Origin of the sequence: Paracoccus xiamenensis (genome assembly GCF_011308835.1) — a bacterium.
GTDB lineage: Bacteria > Pseudomonadota > Alphaproteobacteria > Rhodobacterales > Rhodobacteraceae > Paracoccus > Paracoccus xiamenensis.
The window spans coordinates 279,969-297,973 of the sequence record NZ_JAAOHY010000001.1; the positions used below are offsets into that span (position 1 = coordinate 279,969).

At 64.9% G+C, this 18,005-nt stretch carries 18 protein-coding genes; 10 read left to right on the forward strand and 8 right to left on the reverse strand.

What is annotated here, in order from left to right; genetic code table 11:
- The first annotated feature begins 12 nt into the window (after positions 1-12).
- The gene (locus G7044_RS01430) at positions 13-462 is read left to right on the forward strand and encodes a hypothetical protein (RefSeq protein WP_166324879.1); all 450 of its coding nucleotides are present in this window, start codon (positions 13-15) and stop codon (positions 460-462) included.
- A gap of 67 nt (positions 463-529) precedes the next feature.
- On the opposite strand, the gene selD is transcribed toward G7044_RS01430, so the two are convergent.
- Complete coding sequence (gene selD, locus G7044_RS01435) at positions 530-1,555, reverse strand: selenide, water dikinase SelD (RefSeq protein ID WP_235931104.1); 1,026 nt, start codon at positions 1,553-1,555, stop codon at positions 530-532.
- Positions 1,556-1,661: 106 nt separating this feature from the next.
- Between selD and G7044_RS01440 the strand changes: the two genes are divergently transcribed.
- The 5 genes from G7044_RS01440 to glmM all read left to right on the forward strand — a co-directional run bounded on the left by G7044_RS01440 (position 1,662) and on the right by glmM (position 8,152).
- Positions 1,662-4,205 carry a putative PEP-binding protein gene (locus G7044_RS01440; RefSeq protein WP_166324885.1) on the forward strand — a complete coding sequence of 848 codons (2,544 nt, stop codon included), beginning with the start codon at positions 1,662-1,664 and terminating at the stop codon, positions 4,203-4,205.
- Positions 4,206-4,438: 233 nt separating this feature from the next.
- Positions 4,439-4,942 (forward strand): cell wall hydrolase, encoded by a 504-nt coding sequence (locus G7044_RS01445; RefSeq protein WP_235931105.1) that lies wholly within the window; start codon positions 4,439-4,441, stop codon positions 4,940-4,942.
- A 107-nt stretch (positions 4,943-5,049) separates the two neighbouring features.
- Positions 5,050-5,832, forward strand: coding sequence for a dihydroneopterin aldolase (locus tag G7044_RS01450; protein WP_166324891.1), 783 nt, complete (start codon positions 5,050-5,052; stop codon positions 5,830-5,832).
- Positions 5,829-6,812: a dihydropteroate synthase gene (gene folP / locus G7044_RS01455; protein ID WP_166324894.1), complete on the forward strand. Its 984-nt coding sequence runs from the start codon at positions 5,829-5,831 to the stop codon at positions 6,810-6,812. The genes G7044_RS01450 and folP overlap by 4 nt, the downstream gene beginning before the upstream one ends.
- Positions 6,809-8,152 (forward strand): phosphoglucosamine mutase, encoded by a 1,344-nt coding sequence (gene glmM / locus G7044_RS01460; protein ID WP_166324897.1) that lies wholly within the window; start codon positions 6,809-6,811, stop codon positions 8,150-8,152. Before folP ends, glmM begins: the two co-directional genes overlap by 4 nt.
- Before the next feature lie 90 nt (positions 8,153-8,242).
- Here glmM and G7044_RS01465 read toward each other — a convergent pair whose 3' ends face one another.
- Together G7044_RS01465 and dksA are read right to left on the reverse strand one after the other, a co-directional pair.
- Positions 8,243-9,370 carry an FAD-dependent monooxygenase gene (locus G7044_RS01465; RefSeq protein WP_166324900.1) on the reverse strand — a complete coding sequence of 376 codons (1,128 nt, stop codon included), beginning with the start codon at positions 9,368-9,370 and terminating at the stop codon, positions 8,243-8,245.
- 61 nt (positions 9,371-9,431) lie between these two features.
- Positions 9,432-9,854, reverse strand: a complete 423-nt coding sequence (gene dksA, locus G7044_RS01470) for an RNA polymerase-binding protein DksA (protein ID WP_166324903.1) — start codon at positions 9,852-9,854, stop codon at positions 9,432-9,434.
- A gap of 165 nt (positions 9,855-10,019) precedes the next feature.
- Between dksA and G7044_RS01475 the strand changes: the two genes are divergently transcribed.
- The 3 genes from G7044_RS01475 to aroQ all read left to right on the forward strand — a co-directional run bounded on the left by G7044_RS01475 (position 10,020) and on the right by aroQ (position 11,823).
- The gene (locus G7044_RS01475; RefSeq protein ID WP_166324906.1) at positions 10,020-10,862 is read left to right on the forward strand and encodes an AAA family ATPase; all 843 of its coding nucleotides are present in this window, start codon (positions 10,020-10,022) and stop codon (positions 10,860-10,862) included.
- Positions 10,863-10,933: 71 nt separating this feature from the next.
- Positions 10,934-11,380, forward strand: coding sequence for a GNAT family N-acetyltransferase (locus tag G7044_RS01480; RefSeq protein WP_166324909.1), 447 nt, complete (start codon positions 10,934-10,936; stop codon positions 11,378-11,380).
- 11 nt (positions 11,381-11,391) lie between these two features.
- Entirely contained in the window at positions 11,392-11,823 is a 432-nt protein-coding gene (gene aroQ, locus G7044_RS01485) for a type II 3-dehydroquinate dehydratase (protein WP_166324912.1), read from the forward strand.
- On the opposite strand, the gene G7044_RS01490 is transcribed toward aroQ, so the two are convergent.
- The 4 genes from G7044_RS01490 to guaA form a co-directional block, all read right to left on the reverse strand.
- A complete protein-coding gene (locus G7044_RS01490; protein ID WP_166324915.1) occupies positions 11,820-12,161 on the reverse strand; it encodes a putative quinol monooxygenase in 342 nt (113 codons plus the stop codon). The two genes, aroQ and G7044_RS01490, sit on opposite strands and share 4 nt — an antisense overlap.
- The gene (locus G7044_RS01495) at positions 12,158-12,889 is read right to left on the reverse strand and encodes a DUF72 domain-containing protein (RefSeq protein ID WP_166324918.1); all 732 of its coding nucleotides are present in this window, start codon (positions 12,887-12,889) and stop codon (positions 12,158-12,160) included. The genes G7044_RS01490 and G7044_RS01495 overlap by 4 nt, the downstream gene beginning before the upstream one ends.
- 122 nt (positions 12,890-13,011) lie before the next feature.
- Positions 13,012-14,121 (reverse strand): transglutaminase-like domain-containing protein, encoded by a 1,110-nt coding sequence (locus G7044_RS01500; RefSeq protein ID WP_328803787.1) that lies wholly within the window; start codon positions 14,119-14,121, stop codon positions 13,012-13,014.
- A gap of 124 nt (positions 14,122-14,245) precedes the next feature.
- Positions 14,246-15,808, reverse strand: coding sequence for a glutamine-hydrolyzing GMP synthase (gene guaA, locus G7044_RS01505; RefSeq protein ID WP_166327236.1), 1,563 nt, complete (start codon positions 15,806-15,808; stop codon positions 14,246-14,248).
- A gap of 133 nt (positions 15,809-15,941) precedes the next feature.
- Between guaA and G7044_RS01510 the strand changes: the two genes are divergently transcribed.
- A complete protein-coding gene (locus G7044_RS01510; protein WP_166324924.1) occupies positions 15,942-16,517 on the forward strand; it encodes a CAP domain-containing protein in 576 nt (191 codons plus the stop codon).
- A 147-nt stretch (positions 16,518-16,664) separates the two neighbouring features.
- On the opposite strand, the gene G7044_RS01515 is transcribed toward G7044_RS01510, so the two are convergent.
- A complete protein-coding gene (locus G7044_RS01515) occupies positions 16,665-18,005 on the reverse strand; it encodes a branched-chain amino acid ABC transporter permease (protein ID WP_166324927.1) in 1,341 nt (446 codons plus the stop codon).

Consider the following 18,005-nt stretch of genomic DNA (forward strand, 5'->3'; position numbering starts at 1 on the left):
AGGAGGAGCAACATGAACCGTTTCGCGATTTTTGGTGCCGTAGGCGCCACCCTTATTACCCTTGCCGGCTGCACCCCCGAAGAGGAAGTCATTACCAAGACCGAGGCCGAGGTTCAGCTGGACGAGACCGTCGCGCCGCCGGCACCTGAAGCGGCGTCGGGGCCGGTCGAGCCTTCGAACAGCCTTAATGGCGTCTATAACCTGCGCACGACCGAATGCGGACAGGCCGCCAGCGAAGGTGCGCTGACCATTCAGGGCAACCAGTTCCAGTTCTATGAAAGCCAGTGCACGGCCGTGAGAAGCACGGTCGGCGCCGATTCGACCGAAACCGAGCTGTCGTGCAACGGCGAAGGCGGTCAGGGCTTCAACCGCCTGGTCAATCTGCGCCTGTCGCCCGGCGTTATGCAGCTGGAAGAAAAAGGCATCAACCTGCGCTATTTCCGCTGCGCCGCCCCGGCCTGAGCCGCGATGTTACTTGGTCACGAAAAGGAAAGGCGGCGCATCTGCGCCGCCTTTTGCCAATCGGGTGTCAGATGACCTCGATCCCCGCCCCGTCAACGGCGCGGCCGATGATGGCCGCCTTGGGATGGCGTTCGCGGATCTGCGTCAGAACGCGGTCGGCGGCCTCGGGTGCGACCGCCACCAGCAGCCCGCCCGAGGTCTGCGGATCGGTCAGGATCATCCGTTCCTGATCGGTGATGTCGGCGGGCAGCGTCACCTCTGTGCCCACGGCATCCCAGTTGCGGCTGCTGGCCCCGGTCCCGTGGCCTGAGGCTGCAAGTTCCGCCGCGCGATCCAGCAGCGGCAGCGCCGCGCGGTCGATCTGCAAGCCGCAGCCGGCGCTGCGTGCCATTTCCATTCCGTGCCCCAGCACGCCGAAACCGGTCACGTCGGTCAGCGCGTGGACCTCGGGCAGGGCGGCGAGATCCTGGCCGATTCGGTTCAGTGTCGTGCAAGAGGCGATCATCTCGGCGATGTCGGCATCCGTCGCGCTGCCCTTCTTGATGGCATTTGAATAGATGCCGACGCCGAGAGGCTTGGTCAGGATCAATGCGTCGCCCGGCAGTGCGCCACCATTACGGCGCACGTTTTCCGGCGCGCAAAGGCCGATCACGGCAAGGCCATAGATCGGTTCGGGCGAATCGATGGAATGGCCGCCGGCGATGGGGATGCCGGCCTCGGCACAGATATCGGCACCGCCGCTCAGGATCTCGCGGATGGTCGCGGGGTCCATGCTGTTGATCGGCATGCCCAGGATCGCCAGCGCCATGATCGGCCGGCCGCCCATGGCGTAAATGTCGGAAATCGCATTGGTGGCGGCGATGCGGCCGAAATCGCGCGCATCGTCGACCATCGGCATGAAGAAGTCGGTGGTGGCGATCAGGCAGGTGGCATCGTCGATCTGCCAGACAGCCGCATCGTCGGATTCGGCATTGCCAACCAGCAATTGCGGAAAGACCTGTCCGATCGGCTGATCCCGCAGGATGTCGCGCAGGACCGCCGGGCCCAGCTTGCACCCGCAGCCGCCACCATGCGCCAGTTCGGTCAGTCTCATTGCCGCCTCCGTCATGTTTCGCGGCATCATATCTGCGCCGAAATGCGTATAACAACCGTTATCTCGCACTTGCAGCAAATGCGGACCCGTGCATGATGTGCGGATTATGACACGCAGCATCGACCCCAGGGACATCGTTGAAATCACCTCGGCTGCCGGGGTTGATACGTCTGTTCATGGGTGGCGGGCGAAATGCCTGCAACGGCTGGTGCGGATGGAATTGCCGGTGCCATGTTCGCATGCGATTTCGGCGCGGGCAGTGCGGGCGATGGCGCAGGGCGCTACGCCGGATACCGAGGCATTGGCGGCGCTGTTCGCCGTCGGTGACGGGTTGGTCAGCGTGCGGCCCTCGGCGGTGAAACCCGAATGGGGCGGGCCGGGGACAGTGCTGAATGTCGGCATCAACGACGTTTCCTATCGCCGCCTGATCGAGACGCGCGGCAAGATTGCTGCCGATGCGATCTATCTGGGCTTCGTGCAGTCCTATGCAATCAACGTGGCCCGGCTGGACCCGGACATGTTTTCTGAAGATGGCGAGGGGGCGCTGCCGCGTGCGCTTGCCGCCTATCAGGCCGAAATGGACGAGGATTTTCCCCAGGATCCGGTGCGCCAGCTGACCGAGGTGCTGCGGTCCATGGCGCGGGCCTGGGACGCGCCGACCGCGCGGCTGCTGCGTCAGGCCAAGGGCGCGCCCGAAGATGCGCCGCTGGGTCTGGTCGTTCAGCAGATGGCGTTGGCGATCGGGCCGGGGCTGACCGGTTCGGGCACGATCCAGATGATCGACAGCGTGACCGGCCTGCGCCGCATGACCGGGCGCTTCAAGGGGCAGGTGCAGGGCAGCACGCGCGCGCAGGGGGCAGAGACGCTGTACCTGACCCGCGACGAACGCGGCCCGTCACTGGAAGATGTCGCGCCCGAGGTCTTTGCCGATCTGGTCGGATACTGTCTGGCCGCGCGCACCCGGCTGCGTGACGAGATGCAGATCGAATTCGTGGTATCTGACGGAGAACTGGCGATCATCGACGCGCTGCGGGTGCAGCGTTCCTCGCGCGCGGCGGTGCGGATCGCGGTCTCGCTGGCTGATGACGGCATCATCCCGACCGAGGAAGCTGTGATGCGGGTTGAACCGCGCGCGCTTTCCGAACTGATGCATTACCAGATCGACCCGCGCGCGCCCCGCGACATCATCGCGCGCGGCATCGACGCCAGCCCGGGCGCTGCCACCGGAAGGATTGTTTTCACCGCCGCTGCCGCACAGGCTTCGGCGGCGCGGGATGAGGATTGCATTCTGGTCCGCCGCGAGACCGTGCCCGAAGATATTCGCGGCATGCACGCCGCTGTCGGCGTATTGACCGAACGCGGCGGCATGACCAGCCACGCGGCGGTGATCGCGCGGGGCCTTGGGCTGCCCTGTATCGTTGGCGCCAACGGCATCAGCATCGACGCCCGCACGCGCGAATTGCGTGCCGGCGGCCGCAGTTTCCGCGAGGGTGAGGAAATCACCATCGACGGGACCTCGGGCGAGGTGCTGGCAGGGTCCGCGCAATTGCTGGAACCGGCCCTTGATGAAAGCTTCAACCAGCTTCTCGACTGGGCCGACGGCTTCCGCGACATGGGCGTGCGCGCCAATGCCGATACGCCCGAGGACGCCCGCACCGCGCGCATGTTCAAGGCCCAGGGCATCGGGCTGTGCCGGACCGAGCACATGTTCTTTGACGAGATGCGCCTGCCGATCATGCGCGAGATGATCTTTGCCAACCGGCCCGAGGATCGCCGCGTGGCACTGGAAAGGCTGCTGCCGATCCAGCGGCAGGACTTCACCGAGCTTTTCCGCATCATGGCTGGCCTGCCGGTCACTATTCGCCTGTTCGACCCGCCCCTGCACGAATTCCTGCCTCAGGACCGCGAGGGGATGCGCGAGCTGGCCGAATCGCTGGACCTGCCCTTGTCCGACGTGACCCGCCGGATCGAGGCGCTGTCGGAGTTCAACCCGATGCTGGGCATGCGCGGGGTACGGCTGGGGATCACCGTCCCCGAAATCTATGACATGCAGGCCCGCGCCATTTTCGAGGCCGCGATTGCCAGCGCCGCCGCTGGTGCCGCCGTGGTGCCGGAAATCATGATCCCACTGGTTTCGGCCCGGCGCGAGGTGGAAATCGTCAAGACCCGCGTCGATGCGGTCGCCGCCGCGCTGCGCAACGAAACGGGGCGCGACTTTGCCTATCGGTTGGGGGTCATGGTGGAAACGCCGCGCGCTGCCCTGCGCGCCGGCGACATCGCGCGTCACGCCGCTTTCCTGTCTTTCGGCACCAACGACCTGACGCAGATGACCTATGGCCTGTCGCGCGACGATGCCGGCCGTTTCATGGGCGCCTATGTCCAGCAGGGCGTTTATTCCGAGGATCCGTTCCATATTCTTGACGAGGAAGGGGTTGGCGAATTGCTGCTGACCGGCACACAGCGGGCACGCTCGGCCGAGCCCGAAATCACCATCGCCGTCTGCGGCGAACATGGCGGCAACCCGCAATCTATCGCCTTCTGCCAGCGTGCCGGACTGAATTACGTTTCCTGTTCACCCTTCCGGGTGCCGGTGGCGCGTCTTGCTGCAGCGCAGGAATCGATTCGCAACCGTCACGAGAAAAGCGCCTGATTCGGGGCGCTTGCTGCGCGATCTCCGGCAATGCTGCAAGTGCGAGATGGCGTGATTCCGCCAGATTCGCCGCGAGCCCTCGGCGAGATTTTGCCGGAATGATGGTTAATCCGCTGGATTCTGGAACCTTGCGATGACGCGCGTGGCGGCGGCTGAAACGCTTTGTGTAGTTTCCCCCTCAACCCGTCGGCCTCTGCTCGGCCCGGCGACCCATGAGACAGGAAAACTGCTGTATGCTTACGCTGACCCGTAAACTGGCCGCGATCGCTGTGAGTTTGTCGCTTGCACTGCCGCTGGCCGCCCAGGCCGACCCGGCAAAAGGCCCCGAAACCGTCACTCAGACCCGCTATGGTGGGGCCGACTCGCTCGCCTGCCTGACCGAGGCGCTGTATTTCGAAGCCCGTGGCGAAGGCCGCAACGGTCAGCGCGCCGTGGCCGAGGTGATCCTGAACCGCGTCGACAGCCGGGCCTTCCCGAATTCGGTTTGCGGTGTCATCCATCAGCGTGGGCAGTTCACCTATAACAAGGGTCGCCGCATGTCGAATGCCGCTGCTGCTGCCCGTGCCCGCCAGATCGCTGCTGATCTGCTGGCCGGTGCCCCGCGCGAGCTGACCAACGGCGCGACCTATTTCCACACCACTGCTGTCCGTCCGTCCTGGTCCAAGCGCTTTACCCGCACCACCAAGATCGGCAGCCACATCTTCTATCGCCAGGGCCGTCGCGTCGCGACCAACTGACGCCTGTACAGGCTTGGAAGGCGGCCGGCCCCGGCCTGCTGCCCTTTCTTCCTGCCTCAACTAGCCCCGCCCCTTGCGGCGGGGCCTTTTCTTTGGAAATTGGGGCCATGGACGAACCAGATCAGATACACCTGCGCGACTATCTCGTGGAAACAGAGATCGGCGCCTTTCAAAGCGAACGCGGCCTTAGCCAGCGGTTGCGTTTCGATGTGACCGTCGACCTTGCCCAGCCGGTGACCGGCGTTGATGACGATGTTGACCGGATCCTGTCCTATGACGTGCTGACCGATGCGGTCGCGGCAGGGCTTGGGGATGAACGTCTCAACCTGCTGGAAACGCTTGCGGAAAAGATCGCGGCCGAGGTTTTGGCCCATCCGCGTGCGGCGCGGGTCCATGTCTCTGTCCAGAAACTGGACCGGGTGCCGGGTGCCCTTGGGGTCAGCATCACCCGCCGCAAGGGCAGGGTCGAGGCCGATGGCGCGGTCCTGTCGCCGGTGGTGCTGTTTTACGGGGCCGAGGTCGCGCTGCCCGAAGATGCGGTGATCCTGACCCCGGACGCGCCGGGCCTGCCATTGCCGCCGGGGGGCAATCCGCGCCGGGTGGCGCTGCTGGCGCTGGATCAGGCGGCTTGGGCGCTTGGCGGCCGGCTGGGGCTGGACGTGGTCGACAACCGGACTGAACTGGATTGGGCGGTGAAAGAATCGCGCCCTGTGGTCTGGGCCCCGGCGCGCATGGTCGCTGATGTGGGCGGGCTGGACGCCGACCCGTTGATGCTGGCGATCTGGCTGGCCGAAAAGATGCGCGCCAGCCGGTTGGATCTGGCCTATGCGGTCGATGCGGCAATGCCAGAACCCGACACATTTGTCCCTCTGCGCCGGATCGACGCATGAGCGTTTACTGGCGTCCGATCCCCGAAGAGGGCGGCGGCCTGCGGCTGGCGGGGGGCTGGCTGCGTTTCTCGCGGGTCGAACGGCTGGAACGCGGTGGAGTGCCGCCGCGAATCCTGCTCGCCGATGCTGCCCCGCCCGAAGTTCTGGCGGCGCTGACCGCCCCGCGCGCTGCTGTGATGGGTGTCACGCTTGACCAGCCCTCGGTCATGGGGATCGTGAACGCGACGCCGGATAGCTTTTCCGATGGCGGCAGCTATGACGGGACCACGCATGGCCGCGCCCTGATCGCAGAAGGGGCGGATCTGCTGGATATCGGCGGCGAATCGACCCGTCCCGGTGCCGAGGATGTGACCGAGGCAGATGAGATCGCCCGAACCGCCCCGGTGATCGCGGCGCTGCGCGCTTCGGCGCCGATCTCGATCGACACGCGCAAGGCGGGCGTCGCGCAGGCCGCGCTGGCGGCGGGGGCGGGGCTGGTCAACGACGTCTCGGGCTTTGATTTCGATGCCGGTCTGGCGCGGGTGGTCGCGGATGCAGGCGTGCCGGTCTGCCTGATGCATGCGCAGGGCGTGCCTGCGACCATGCAGGACGATCCGCATTACGACGATGTCCTGCTGGATGTTTACGACGCGCTTGCCGCCCGCATCGCCCGGGCAGAGGCGGCTGGCATTCCGCGCGCGCGGATCCTGGTTGATCCGGGCATCGGCTTTGGCAAGACGCTGGATCACAACCTGACGATCCTGGCGCGGATCGGCCTGTTTCATGCACTTGGCTGCGGCATTCTGCTGGGGGTTTCGCGCAAACGCTTCATCGGGCAGGTCGCGAACCAGCCGGATGCGCGCGGAAGAATGCCGGGGACGCTGGCGGTGACGCTTGCTTCGGTCGGTCAAGGGGTGCAGATGCATCGGGTACATGATGTTGCAGCTGCCGTGCAGGGATTGGCACTGTGGCGCGCAGTGACGGAAAGGACGACAGGATGACGCGGAAGCTGTTCGGGACGGACGGGGTCAGGGGACGGGCGAATACCGATCCGATGACGGCGGAAATGGCGCTGCGGCTGGGTGCTGCGGCGGGGCGGTATTTCCGCCGCGATGGCCGTAACGGGCATCGGGTGGTGATCGGCAAGGACACGCGCCTGTCGGGTTATATGCTGGAAAATGCGCTGACCGCAGGGCTGACCAGCACCGGCATGAATGTGCTTCTGCTGGGGCCGGTGCCGACGCCGGCGGTTGGCTTCCTGACCCGCTCGATGCGGGCTGATCTGGGGATCATGATCTCGGCCAGCCACAACCCGGCTGACGACAACGGCATCAAGTTCTTCGGCCCCGACGGCTTCAAGCTGTCGGACGAGGCCGAGGCAGAGATCGAGCGCATCGTTTCCGGCCAGATCCGCCCGGCTGAACCCGCCAATATCGGCCGCGCCAAGCGTATCGAGGACGGTCGCGGGCGCTATGTCGAATATGCCAAGACGACCTTCCCGGCCGGTCAGCGGCTGGACGGGCTGAAGGTGGTGATCGATTGCGCCAATGGTGCCGCCTACCGCGCCGCGCCGGATGTGCTGTATGAACTCGGCGCCGAGGTGGTGCGTATCGGCGTCGATCCCGATGGTCGCAACATCAATGACGGTGTGGGTTCCACCCATCCCGAGGCAGCGGCGCAGGCGGTGCTGGATCACCGCGCCGATCTGGGGATCTGTCTGGATGGCGATGCCGACCGGATCATGCTGATCGACGACAAGGGCCGGGTCGCGGATGGGGATCAGCTGATGGCGCTGCTGGCCGCGCGTTGGGCCGAACAGGACCGGCTGAAAGGCGGCGCGCTGGTGGCCACGGTCATGTCAAACCTCGGGCTGGAACGCTTCCTGCAGGGGCGTGGTCTGCGGCTGGAACGCACCAAGGTCGGCGACCGCTATGTGGTCGAGCGGATGCGCGAGGGTGGCTTTAACCTTGGGGGTGAACAGTCGGGCCATATCGTGATGACCGATTACGCCACCACCGGCGACGGGCTGATTGCCGGGCTGCAATTCCTGGCCGCCATGGCCGATACCGGGCGCAGCGCCTCCGAACTGGTGCACCAGTTCGATCCGGTGCCGCAGCTGCTGCAGAATGTCCGCTATGCCGCAGGCGCTGACCCGCTGGCGGTCGGCGCGGTGCAGAAGGCGATCGCGGATGGCGAGTCGTTGCTGAACGGCACCGGTCGGGTGCTGATCCGCAAATCCGGGACCGAACCACTGATCCGCGTCATGGCCGAGGCCGAGGACGAGACTGTCCTGCGAGAGGTGGTCGAAAGCATCGTCTCGGCCGTGCAGGACGCGGTCTGAGGCTTTTCGCAGATCCGGGAAACAGGGCCACGCCAGAGCATTCGGGCGCGGCCTTTTGCATTTTTTGGGGGGCGGTAGGCCTGCGGTGCCTCAGGCGACCTTCTCGGCCAGCGGATCATAGTCATAGATCCAGTCGAATTTCCCCAGCAGCGCCCCCGGTGCCAGCTTGGACATCGCCCGCAGCCCGGTATGGCCGATCAGTCGCGCCGGACCCGAAAGGTGATAGTTGCGCGCATTGGCGTTGGCGGCCTGAATGACGCGGGCGACGCGGGGCGCGCGCAAGGCCTGATAGCGGGCAAGCGCCGCCGGCTGATCGGCGATACGGTCCAGGCATTCCGTCAGGATCCAGGCGTCCTCGATGGCCATGACCGCACCCTGGGCCATGAAGGGCAGGGTGGGGTGCACCGCGTCGCCCAATATCACCCGCCGGTCGTCCTGCCATCGTGCGGCGATCTGGTGGCGGAACAGGCCCCAGACGCCGACCCGGTCCACCTGCGCCAGCCAGCCCGGAACCGGTCCGCCGAAGCGTGCGAAGGCGGCGCGCAGATGGGCGGGGTCATCTTCATGCGACCAGCCTTCGGCGGTCCAGTCTGGGCGCTCGATCACCGCGACAAGATTGCGCAGCCCGGCGCCCAGCGGATAGCTGACCAGATGCCGGCCCGGTCCCATGAAAACACGTGCGAAGGGGTCGGGCGCGGTATCAGGGATCAGTGCCCGCCAGGCGGTCTGACCGGTGAAGAAAGGTGTCTCGGCCCCGTTCAGCGCGCTGCGGACGCGGCTGTGCAGCCCGTCAGCCCCGATCAGCAGCGGCGATTCGGGCAGCTCGGTGACCTCGGCATTCAGGATGATGTCGGCGCCAGCGGCGCGGGCTGCCTGTTCCAGCACCTCGACCAGCCGGGCACGATGGATGAAGCGGAAGGGCTGGCCGGGCCGGTGCGCGGCCAGCGGCATGGCGGCGACCTGCCGGCCATGGCTGTCATGCAAAACCACCCCTTCGGAGCGGGCCGAGACCGCATCGAGCGCCGCGGAAAGGCCAAGGGCGTCCAGCACCCGGCCGGCATTGGGTGAGATCTGCAAGCCCGCGCCGACCTCGCGCAGGGCGCCCGCGCGTTCATGGACCTGCACCCGCGCGCCGCGCTGTGCCAGTGCCAACGCGGCTGTCAGCCCGGCCACGCCGGCGCCAATGATGGTGATGTCGCGGTTCGTCAGATGGCCCATGGCGACCCTCCTTTATGAAAGGCCGGCAGGGTAGATCGGGACCACGCGGGCCGCGATGCGATCAGTCGTCGCGGTGCACGCGCTCGCGGCGTTCGTGCTTTTCCTGGGCGGCGACGGTCATGGTGGCGATGGGGCGCGCATCCAGCCGCTTCAGGCTGATCGGTTCGCCAGTCACTTCACAGTAACCATATTCACCATTCACGATCCGGCGCAGCGCCGCGTCGATCTTGCCGACCAGCTTGCGCTGGCGGTCACGGGTCCGAAGCTCCAGCGCTCGGTCGGTTTCTTCCGAGGCGCGGTCGGCCAGATCGGGCACGTTGCGGGCACTGTCCTGCAAGCCTTCCAGCGTCTCTGCGGATTGCTCCAGCAGTTCGGCCTTCCATGCTTCCAGTTTGCGACGGAAATATTCCAGCTGACGCTCGTTCATGAACGGCTCGTCTTCTGCTGGGCGATAGTCATCTGGCAGGAAAATCTGCGGTTTCATGCTTCCTCCGACAGATCGGGGTGCCTGTTCCCCGGCCCGTTCCGCCCCCATTAGCGGATGCGCCGGGGGATGTCACTACCTTGAACGCCGTTCCTTCGGGGCAAGGTTTCTTGTCGACGGTTGCGCACCCCGCTAGGGTCGCGGGCGAAAGCAAAGGATGCCGTGATGCGTTTTTCGTCGACCGACAGCTATGTCGCCCCGCCAGACCTGACCATTGCCGTCAATGCCGCCGTAACATTGGAGCGGCCCCTGCTGGTCAAGGGCGAGCCGGGGACGGGCAAGACCGAGCTGGCGCGGCAGGTCGCGGCCTCGCTGGGGTTGCCGATGGTGGAATGGAACATCAAGTCGACCACCAAGGCCCAGCAGGGGCTGTATGAATATGACGCCGTCAGTCGCTTGCGCGACAGCCAGCTGGGCGAGGCGCGGGTCCATGACGTGGCCAATTACATCCGTAAGGGCAAGCTGTGGAATGCCTTTGAGGCGCCGGGCAAGGTGGTGCTGCTGATCGACGAGATCGACAAGGCCGATATCGAGTTTCCGAACGATCTGCTGCAGGAACTCGACCGGATGGAGTTCCATGTCTATGAGACCGGCGAGACGGTGCAGGCGCTGCACCGGCCGGTGGTCATCATCACCTCGAACAATGAAAAGGAACTGCCGGACGCGTTTTTGCGCCGCTGCTTCTTCCATTATATCCGCTTCCCCGATGCGGAGGTGCTGAAACAGATCGTCGAGGTCCATTACCCCGGCCTGAAGCCGCGCCTGCTGGAGGAGGCGCTGCATCAATTCTTCGAGATCCGCGAGGTGCCGGGGCTGAAGAAAAAACCATCGACATCCGAACTGCTGGACTGGTTGAAGCTGATTCTGGCCGAGGATCTTGCGGCCGAGGATCTGAAGAAGGCGCCGGGTGAGATGCTGCCGAAACTGCACGGGGCGTTGCTGAAGAACGAACAGGATGTGGCGCTGTTCGAAAAGCTGGCCTTCATGGCGCGACGGCAATCGAGATAAAAGGGGGGGCGCTGCCCCCAGGCCTTGCGGCCTTCCCCCGGGATATTTGGGCCAGAATGAAGGGTTATGCGATGGAGATCAGGCCAATTGTCGCCGGTGACAGGGATCAGTGGCAGGCGCTGTGGGACGGGTATCAGACGTTTTATGGCCATCCGGACCGGCCGCAGGATTTCTTCGACATGGCATTCGCGCGGCTGACATCCGGGAAGCCGGGCGAGTTTCAGGGTTTTGTTGCTGATGACGGGGGCCGGCTGCTGGGGCTGACGCATTATGTCATGCACCCGAACCTGTGGCGGCCCGGCGGCGTCTGCTATTTGCAGGATCTTTTCACCCTGCCAGAAACGCGGGGCAAGGGTGTCGGGCGTGCCCTGATCGAGGCGGTTGCGGCAGAGGCTGCCGCAAGCGGGGCCGAGGCCGTATATTGGCTGACAGCCGAGGACAATTATGCCGGGCGGATGCTGTATGACAAGGTTGCCACGCGCACGCCCTTCATCAAGTATCAGCGCGATCTGGGCTGACGGAGGCGGAAATGAAGACGATCCTGTTGCTGAATGGGCCGAACCTGAACCTGTTGGGGCAGCGTCAGCCCGAGATCTATGGCCATGAGACTCTGGCCGATGTCGAGACGCTTGCGCAGGCGGCATGCGCCGAGGGCTTTGCCATCGACGCGCGGCAATCGAACTGGGAAGGTCAGCTGATTGACTGGATCCACGAGGCGCGCGGGCAGGCGGTGGGGATCGTCATCAATCCCGGCGCGCTGACCCATACCTCTGTGGCGCTGCTGGATGCGTTGAACGCCTTTGACGGGCCGGTGATCGAGGTTCACATCAGCCAGGTCCACAAGCGCGAGCCTTTTCGCCATCACTCCTATGTCAGCAAGCGCGCCGATGGGGTGGTCGCGGGGTTGGGGGTCGATGGTTACGCCGCTGCGGTGCGCCGGATCTGTGCGCTGGCGCGTTAGCCGTTGATGAGGTGAATGTCGCGTTCAAGCGCGGCAGTCCGTTCAGCCCAGATGCTGGCAGCGGTTCTTGCCTTGTGCGCCTTGAGCGCGGCCTCGTCGCTGTAAAGTTCTTCGACCTGCCAGATCAGCGGATCCTCTGTTTGCTGGATATCGAAGAACAGGCAGCCCGGCTCTGCCCGGCTGAGGGCAATGTGAGCGGGCAGGAATTCCAGCACGACCATCAGCTGGGCCGCATCGGCGCAGATCAGGCGACCGGAAAGCGCGATCTGGCCGGGGCCGGGCGCAGGCCGGGCAAGCTTCGCGTCGGCCCGGTGGTCTTGTCCGCAGCTGCAGGTCATTTCAGCCTCTCCATCAGGGCCATTGCGCAGGCCGGGTTGCGGCGCTTTGTGCCTGAGATAACATAGAGATACAAATCGCGACCCTTGGACATGCGTTGCGCCTCGGCGCTCCATTTCGCCAGCCCGTCTTCGTCATAGCCGTTTTCGATATCTGCGGTTCCCATGACACGCAGATAGCCGAAATCGGCGGTTTCGGCGTCGATATCGGGGAATTTGCTGTCGCCCGAGCGGACAAGCGCGATGTTTCGCGCGCGGCACAGATCGGCGGCCTCTGTCGCGGCGAAGCTGTCATGTCGGGCCTCGATGGCGTGGCGCAGGGGAATGCCGTCCTGTTCGCCCGGCAGCAGCGCCAGAAAGGCCGCGAAGTCCTGCGGGTCGAATTTCTTTGTTTCGGCCAGTTGCCAGTTGATGGGGCCGAGTTTCGGTCCAAGCCGGGTAATGCCCGAGTTGAGGAAGCGAGTGACGCTTTCGCCCGCGTCGCCCAGCACCTTGCGATTGGTGGCAAACCGGCTGGCCTTGACGGCGAAGACGAAATCATCGGGTGTTTCGTCGCGCCATTTCTGGAAGCTTTCGGGCTTTTGGCTGCCGTAATAGGTCGCGTTGATCTCGATTGTGGTGAGCGCCCGGCTGGCAAATTCCAGCTCTCGCCGCTGCGGCAGGCCCTCGGGATAGAAGACCCCGCCGCGCCATTCCGGGAAGTTCCAGCCGCCAATGCCGATGCGGATCATGTCAGCCTCCTGATAAGGGGAAGGGGCGCCGCAGCGCCCCGTGCAAGCTTGGCAAAGTTGTGCCTTTCGTGGCGGGCACAGCGATGCATGCCCACTGGCCGGTCACGGGTCGAACGCTGCCGTCAGACTTCTTCGGCGGTCATTTCATAAGTGAACGCTTTTGCGTTCAGTTCGTCAAAGCTGCGCCCGCTGGCTTGTCCCTGCGGATACATCAGGAAGGGCAGCGGCGCGGCCTGCGTGGTCCCGGCCAGCGTGACATCGCTTGCGTGGTTGAATCCGATCCAGTTGCCTTCCCAGCTGCCGAACAATGCGGCGTTGACGGGGGCCACCAGCGGATCGCTGGGATCCTTGATCCAGCGGTCGGTTTCGGCACGCATGACTTTCAGCACGTCGGCCGGGTCCATTGCCACCCAGCCCAAGCCGGCCAGCCAGACCTCGGCACGACAATGCTGCGCGCCCGTGACGGTTGGGCTGTTGGCGCCAAGCTGTTTATAGCCGAACTCGGAAGGGGCTACCCGCACGCCGTAGATATCACGCGCGGGAACGCCGGATGCGCGGGCCAGACCCACAAACAGCCCGTTCAGATCGGCGCATTTGCCGCCAAGGCCGGCCGTCGTCAGCGTCGCCCGAATATCGCCCGGACCGCAGCCCGGCGTGTCGAGGTTGCGGTGGCAGTTTTCGACGATCCACGCATAGATTTTTGCGACTTTTTCCCGGTCCGAGGTGGCATCGCCGGTAATCTCACGGGCGCGGTCCACGACGATACCGCCAAGCGGTTTCAGGCTGGATGCCTGCAGCGCGGCCTGCAGGACCGCAGGATCTTCCTCCGCTGCGTCAATTGACGCATTCATGTCGGTAACGCGGTTGCGTGTTTCGACCCGGCTGATCAGTTCGATCTCTGGTTGGGTCGTTTCAGCATCGAAACGCGCGTGAAGATAGCGCGCGCCGCTGGAAGGATCGGTGACGATCGAGGCCTCCGCAGCATTGCCGGTGAATGCGTTGTCAATGCTGCGCTGATAATCGCTGTCGATCGACGGCACCGGCAGCCAGATCTGCGCGGCTCCGGGCTGGTTCAATCGCACGGTGGTTCGCAGGCTGAAGCCACGCCAATCGCTTAGCTGCGGCGCATAGGTCGAGGCAGCTTCGGCCCGGCGCAGTATGCCCGGCATCACGGGCAGGGCTGTGGCGACAAGGGCGGTTCCTAGCAGGCGACGGCGGCTGATCTTGGGCACAGCATTCTCCTCTGGCATGGATGATCGGCAACCGGCGCAGTTTTACGGGTTGCGCCGGTTCATCCTTGCCTCAAATGCTGCAACAATCAACCGCGTTGCGTCTGCGGTGCTGCGCCTGACCGGGCTATTCCCACTCGATCGTGCCGGGCGGCTTCGAGGTGATGTCATAGGTCACCCGGTTGATGCCCTTGACCTCGTTGATGATCCGGGTCGCGGTTTCGCCAAGGAAGTCGTGGCTGAACGGATAGTAATCCGCCGTCATCCCATCAACCGAGGTCACTGCACGCAGCGCACAAGCATAGTCATAGGTGCGCCCGTCGCCCATCACACCCACGGTCTTGACCGGCAGGATGGCCACGAAGGCCTGCCAGATCTCATCGTAAAGCCCGTGCTTGCGGATCTGGTCGATATAGACGGCGTCGGCCTTGCGCAGGATATCCAGCTTTTCGCGGGTGATCTCGCCGGGGCAGCGGATGGCGAGGCCGGGGCCAGGGAAGGGGTGGCGGCCGATGAACTTGTCGGGCAGGCCAAGTTCTCGGCCGAGGGCGCGGACCTCGTCCTTGAACAGTTCTCGCAGGGGCTCGACCAGTTTCAGGCCCATCTTTTCGGGCAGGCCGCCGACATTGTGGTGCGACTTGATCGTGACGGACGGACCGCCGCTGAAGGACACGCTTTCGATCACGTCAGGGTACAGCGTGCCCTGGGCCAGGAACTCGGCGCCTTCGATCTTGGCCGCCTCGCGTTGGAACACGTCGATGAACAGCTTGCCGATGGTCTTGCGCTTGACCTCGGGGTCGCTGACGCCTTCCAGCGCGCCGATGAACAGATCGGCCTCGTCCGCATGGATCAGCGGGATGTTGTAGTGATCCCGGAACATGGTGACGACTTCGTCGGCCTCGTTCTGGCGCAGCAGGCCGTGATCGACGAAAACGCAGGTCAGGTTGTCGCCGATGGCCTCGTGGATCAGGACCGCTGCGACGCTGCTGTCGACGCCGCCCGAAAGCCCGCAGATGACCTTTTTGTCGCCGACCTGTTCGCGGATCTTGCGGATCGCCTCGTCGCGATAGCTGGCCATGGTCCAGTCGCCGGTAAATCCTGCCTCGCGGACGAAGTTTTCATACAGCTTGGCGCCGTTCGGGGTGTGGTGCACCTCGGGGTGGAACTGCACGGCATAGAAGCGGCGGGCGGGGTCGGCGGTGATGGCGAAGGGCGCACCGGGCGAGGTGCCGAAGACCTGGAAACCGGGCGCGATCTTCGAGACATGGTCGCCATGGCTCATCCAGACCTGCTCGCGGCTGTCGACATTGACAAACCAGCCGTCCAGCAGGGACAGGCGTTCGTCGGTGGGGGTGACGAAGGCGCGGCCGAATTCGGCGGTGCCGTGGCCGCTTTCGACCACACCGCCCAATTCCTGCATCATCACCTGCTGGCCATAGCAGATGCCAAGGATCGGCACGCCCATGTCGAAGGCAGCGGCGGGCGGGCGGGGCGATCCGGGGCGGGTCACACTGTCGGGACCGCCCGAGAAGATGATGGCTTGCGGATCGAACTCTTTCAGGAACGCGTCGGTGACGTTCTGATAGGGGTGGATTTCGCAATAGACGTTCAACTCGCGCAGGCGGCGCGCGATCAGTTGCGTCACCTGGGAACCGAAATCGATGATGAGAAGGCGCTGATGCTGGGTCATGTCAGGCATTTACGGCGCAGCGCGCGGGCTGGCAAGGGTGCAGGGCCGGGAAGGCTGCGCGGGAACCGCAGCCGGGCGGGCGGCGTTGCGATTTCACCCACTGAAACAACCGCTTGAATTGCAGGAGGCACGCATGTTCCGCACGGCATACGCCGCACCGTTCCTGACCGTCACGGCTGCGGCACTGGCGCTTGGTGCCTGCTCGCCCGACAATCTGGCATCTGCGGGCGACAGTTCCCAGGCTGTTGGAATCGTGCCGATCGCCAACCAGTCCCTGCCTGACCCTATCGAGCAAGAGCTTGCCCCGATCTGTTCCGCCCCCAATGCCGCGCTGATCGAACAAGTCCAGCAGCAGTTGAACACCGAACGCGAGGCGCGTGGCCGAAAGCCGCTGAAGTTCAAGGAAAACCTGACTTTTGCCGCCCAGTCCCAAGCCTGCGACATGGCGACGATGGGCCGGCTTTCGGTGGTCGGCTCTAACGGGTCTTCGGTGGTGCACCGGGTGCGGGCGGTGGAGTACGGGGCCTGTTCCTCTGCTCAGCTGATCGGCCGCGCGGGCGATGGATTTGCCCAGGTCGCGGCGTGGATGGCGCATGACCCCGATGAGGAGATCATCGTCCACAACAAGTTCGACGATGCCGGCGTGGGCGTCGTGCAGATGGGCGGCAGCTATTGGTGGTCGGTGGTGATGGCCGACAGCTGCGGCTGATCAAACTCGGCCGCGCAAAGCTTCAGGTTCCGGGCGTCATATCCTTGTCTGTCTGCCATCCTTCGCTGATGAAGCAGAACACCGCTCACCTCATCGCCAAATGAAAAGAGGGGCCCGAAGGCCCCCCCTGAAGTCTGCGCGCGGCGCCTATTTCTCGGGCACCAGCCCGCGCGGGGAAAAGCGCAGGACCAGCAGCAGGATCAGCCCCATGGCGATGAAGCGCATATGGGCAGAGCTGTCCAGCAAGTGCTGTTTCAGCGAGCCGTCCGGCAGCGGCAGGGTGAGGAAGCCGATCAACTGCGGACCCCAGACCTCGACCTTGATCCACAGGAACCAGATCAGTATCGCGCCAAGGGCTGCGCCCCAGTTGTTGCCCGACCCGCCGACGATCACCATCACCCAGATGAGGAACGTGTAACGCAGGGGGTTGTACTGCGTCGGCGCCATCAGCCCGTCCTGGGTGATCATCATCGCGCCGGCCAGACCGATCACGGCGCAGCCGATCACGAAGATCTGCAGATGCCGGCCGGTGACGTCCTTGCCCATCGCCTCGGCCGCGACCTCGTTGTCGCGGATGGCGCGCATCATGCGGCCCCAGGGCGATTTCAGCGACAGCTCGGCCAGCAGGATCAGCAGCAGCAGAACGACGATGAACAGCCCGGCATAGCACAGCTTGACCCAGATCCCCGACAGTTCGGCCACCGACATGCCCCAGCTTTCGGCGCGTTCGATGAAGGCCGGATCGCGTTGCAGGTTGATCTCGTAAGGGACCGGGCGCGGAATGCCGGTGACGTTCTTGACGCCACGGGCCAGCCATTCCTCGTTCTTCAGCACCGCGACGATGATCTCGCCAATGCCCAGCGTGGCAATGGCCAGATAGTCCGAGCGCAGGCCAAGCGCGACCTTGCCCACGCCCCAGGCGGCCGCGGCGGCGAATGCGGCACCCACCGGCCAGGACAGCAGCACGGGCAGGCCAAGCCCACCAAGGTTGCCAAATTGCGCGGACTGGTTGGCCTCGATCGCGTTCACGGCCGGGTCGAACAGCCAGCGATAGGCGACGAAGCCGACGATCAGAACCGCCAGCAGCCCAAGGACGCGCGACCGTTTTGGCAGCCGCCGCCAGACGATGGCGGCCAGCCCAAGCGTGCCCAGCCCGACGACAAGCGCCGCCAGAACGCGCAGGCCGCCTGCGCTCCACGCGCCTTGCACCGGCGCGACCGAGATCAGCACCGGGGCCAGCCCGCCGAGCGCGAGGAAACCCACCACGCCAGAGTTGAAGAGGCCCGCATAGCCCCATTGCATGTTCACCCCCAGCGCCATGATGGCCGAAATCAGCCCCATGTTCAGGATCGCAAGCGAGGTGTTCCAGGAACCCGAGAAGAGCGCGTTGCGCATCGTGCCTTCCAGCACGAACAGCACCACCAGCACGGCCAGCAGGATCGGGGCGCGCCAGGGGCTCGCGGCTTCGGCTTGACGAGACGTTGCCAT

Coding starts and splice junctions, on each gene's coding strand:
- G7044_RS01430 (WP_166324879.1), top strand. CDS start 13: ATGAACCGTTTCGCGATTTTTGGTGCCGTAGGCGCCACCCTTATTACC.
- selD (WP_235931104.1), bottom strand. CDS start 1,555: ATGAGACTGACCGAACTGGCGCATGGTGGCGGCTGCGGGTGCAAGCTG.
- G7044_RS01440 (WP_166324885.1), top strand. CDS start 1,662: ATGACACGCAGCATCGACCCCAGGGACATCGTTGAAATCACCTCGGCT.
- G7044_RS01445 (WP_235931105.1), top strand. CDS start 4,439: ATGCTTACGCTGACCCGTAAACTGGCCGCGATCGCTGTGAGTTTGTCG.
- G7044_RS01450 (WP_166324891.1), top strand. CDS start 5,050: ATGGACGAACCAGATCAGATACACCTGCGCGACTATCTCGTGGAAACA.
- folP (WP_166324894.1), top strand. CDS start 5,829: ATGAGCGTTTACTGGCGTCCGATCCCCGAAGAGGGCGGCGGCCTGCGG.
- glmM (WP_166324897.1), top strand. CDS start 6,809: ATGACGCGGAAGCTGTTCGGGACGGACGGGGTCAGGGGACGGGCGAAT.
- G7044_RS01465 (WP_166324900.1), bottom strand. CDS start 9,370: ATGGGCCATCTGACGAACCGCGACATCACCATCATTGGCGCCGGCGTG.
- dksA (WP_166324903.1), bottom strand. CDS start 9,854: ATGAAACCGCAGATTTTCCTGCCAGATGACTATCGCCCAGCAGAAGAC.
- G7044_RS01475 (WP_166324906.1), top strand. CDS start 10,020: ATGCGTTTTTCGTCGACCGACAGCTATGTCGCCCCGCCAGACCTGACC.
- G7044_RS01480 (WP_166324909.1), top strand. CDS start 10,934: ATGGAGATCAGGCCAATTGTCGCCGGTGACAGGGATCAGTGGCAGGCG.
- aroQ (WP_166324912.1), top strand. CDS start 11,392: ATGAAGACGATCCTGTTGCTGAATGGGCCGAACCTGAACCTGTTGGGG.
- G7044_RS01490 (WP_166324915.1), bottom strand. CDS start 12,161: ATGACCTGCAGCTGCGGACAAGACCACCGGGCCGACGCGAAGCTTGCC.
- G7044_RS01495 (WP_166324918.1), bottom strand. CDS start 12,889: ATGATCCGCATCGGCATTGGCGGCTGGAACTTCCCGGAATGGCGCGGC.
- guaA (WP_166327236.1), bottom strand. CDS start 15,808: ATGACCCAGCATCAGCGCCTTCTCATCATCGATTTCGGTTCCCAGGTG.
- G7044_RS01510 (WP_166324924.1), top strand. CDS start 15,942: ATGTTCCGCACGGCATACGCCGCACCGTTCCTGACCGTCACGGCTGCG.
- G7044_RS01515 (WP_166324927.1), bottom strand. CDS start 18,005: ATGGCAACGTCTCGTCAAGCCGAAGCCGCGAGCCCCTGGCGCGCCCCG.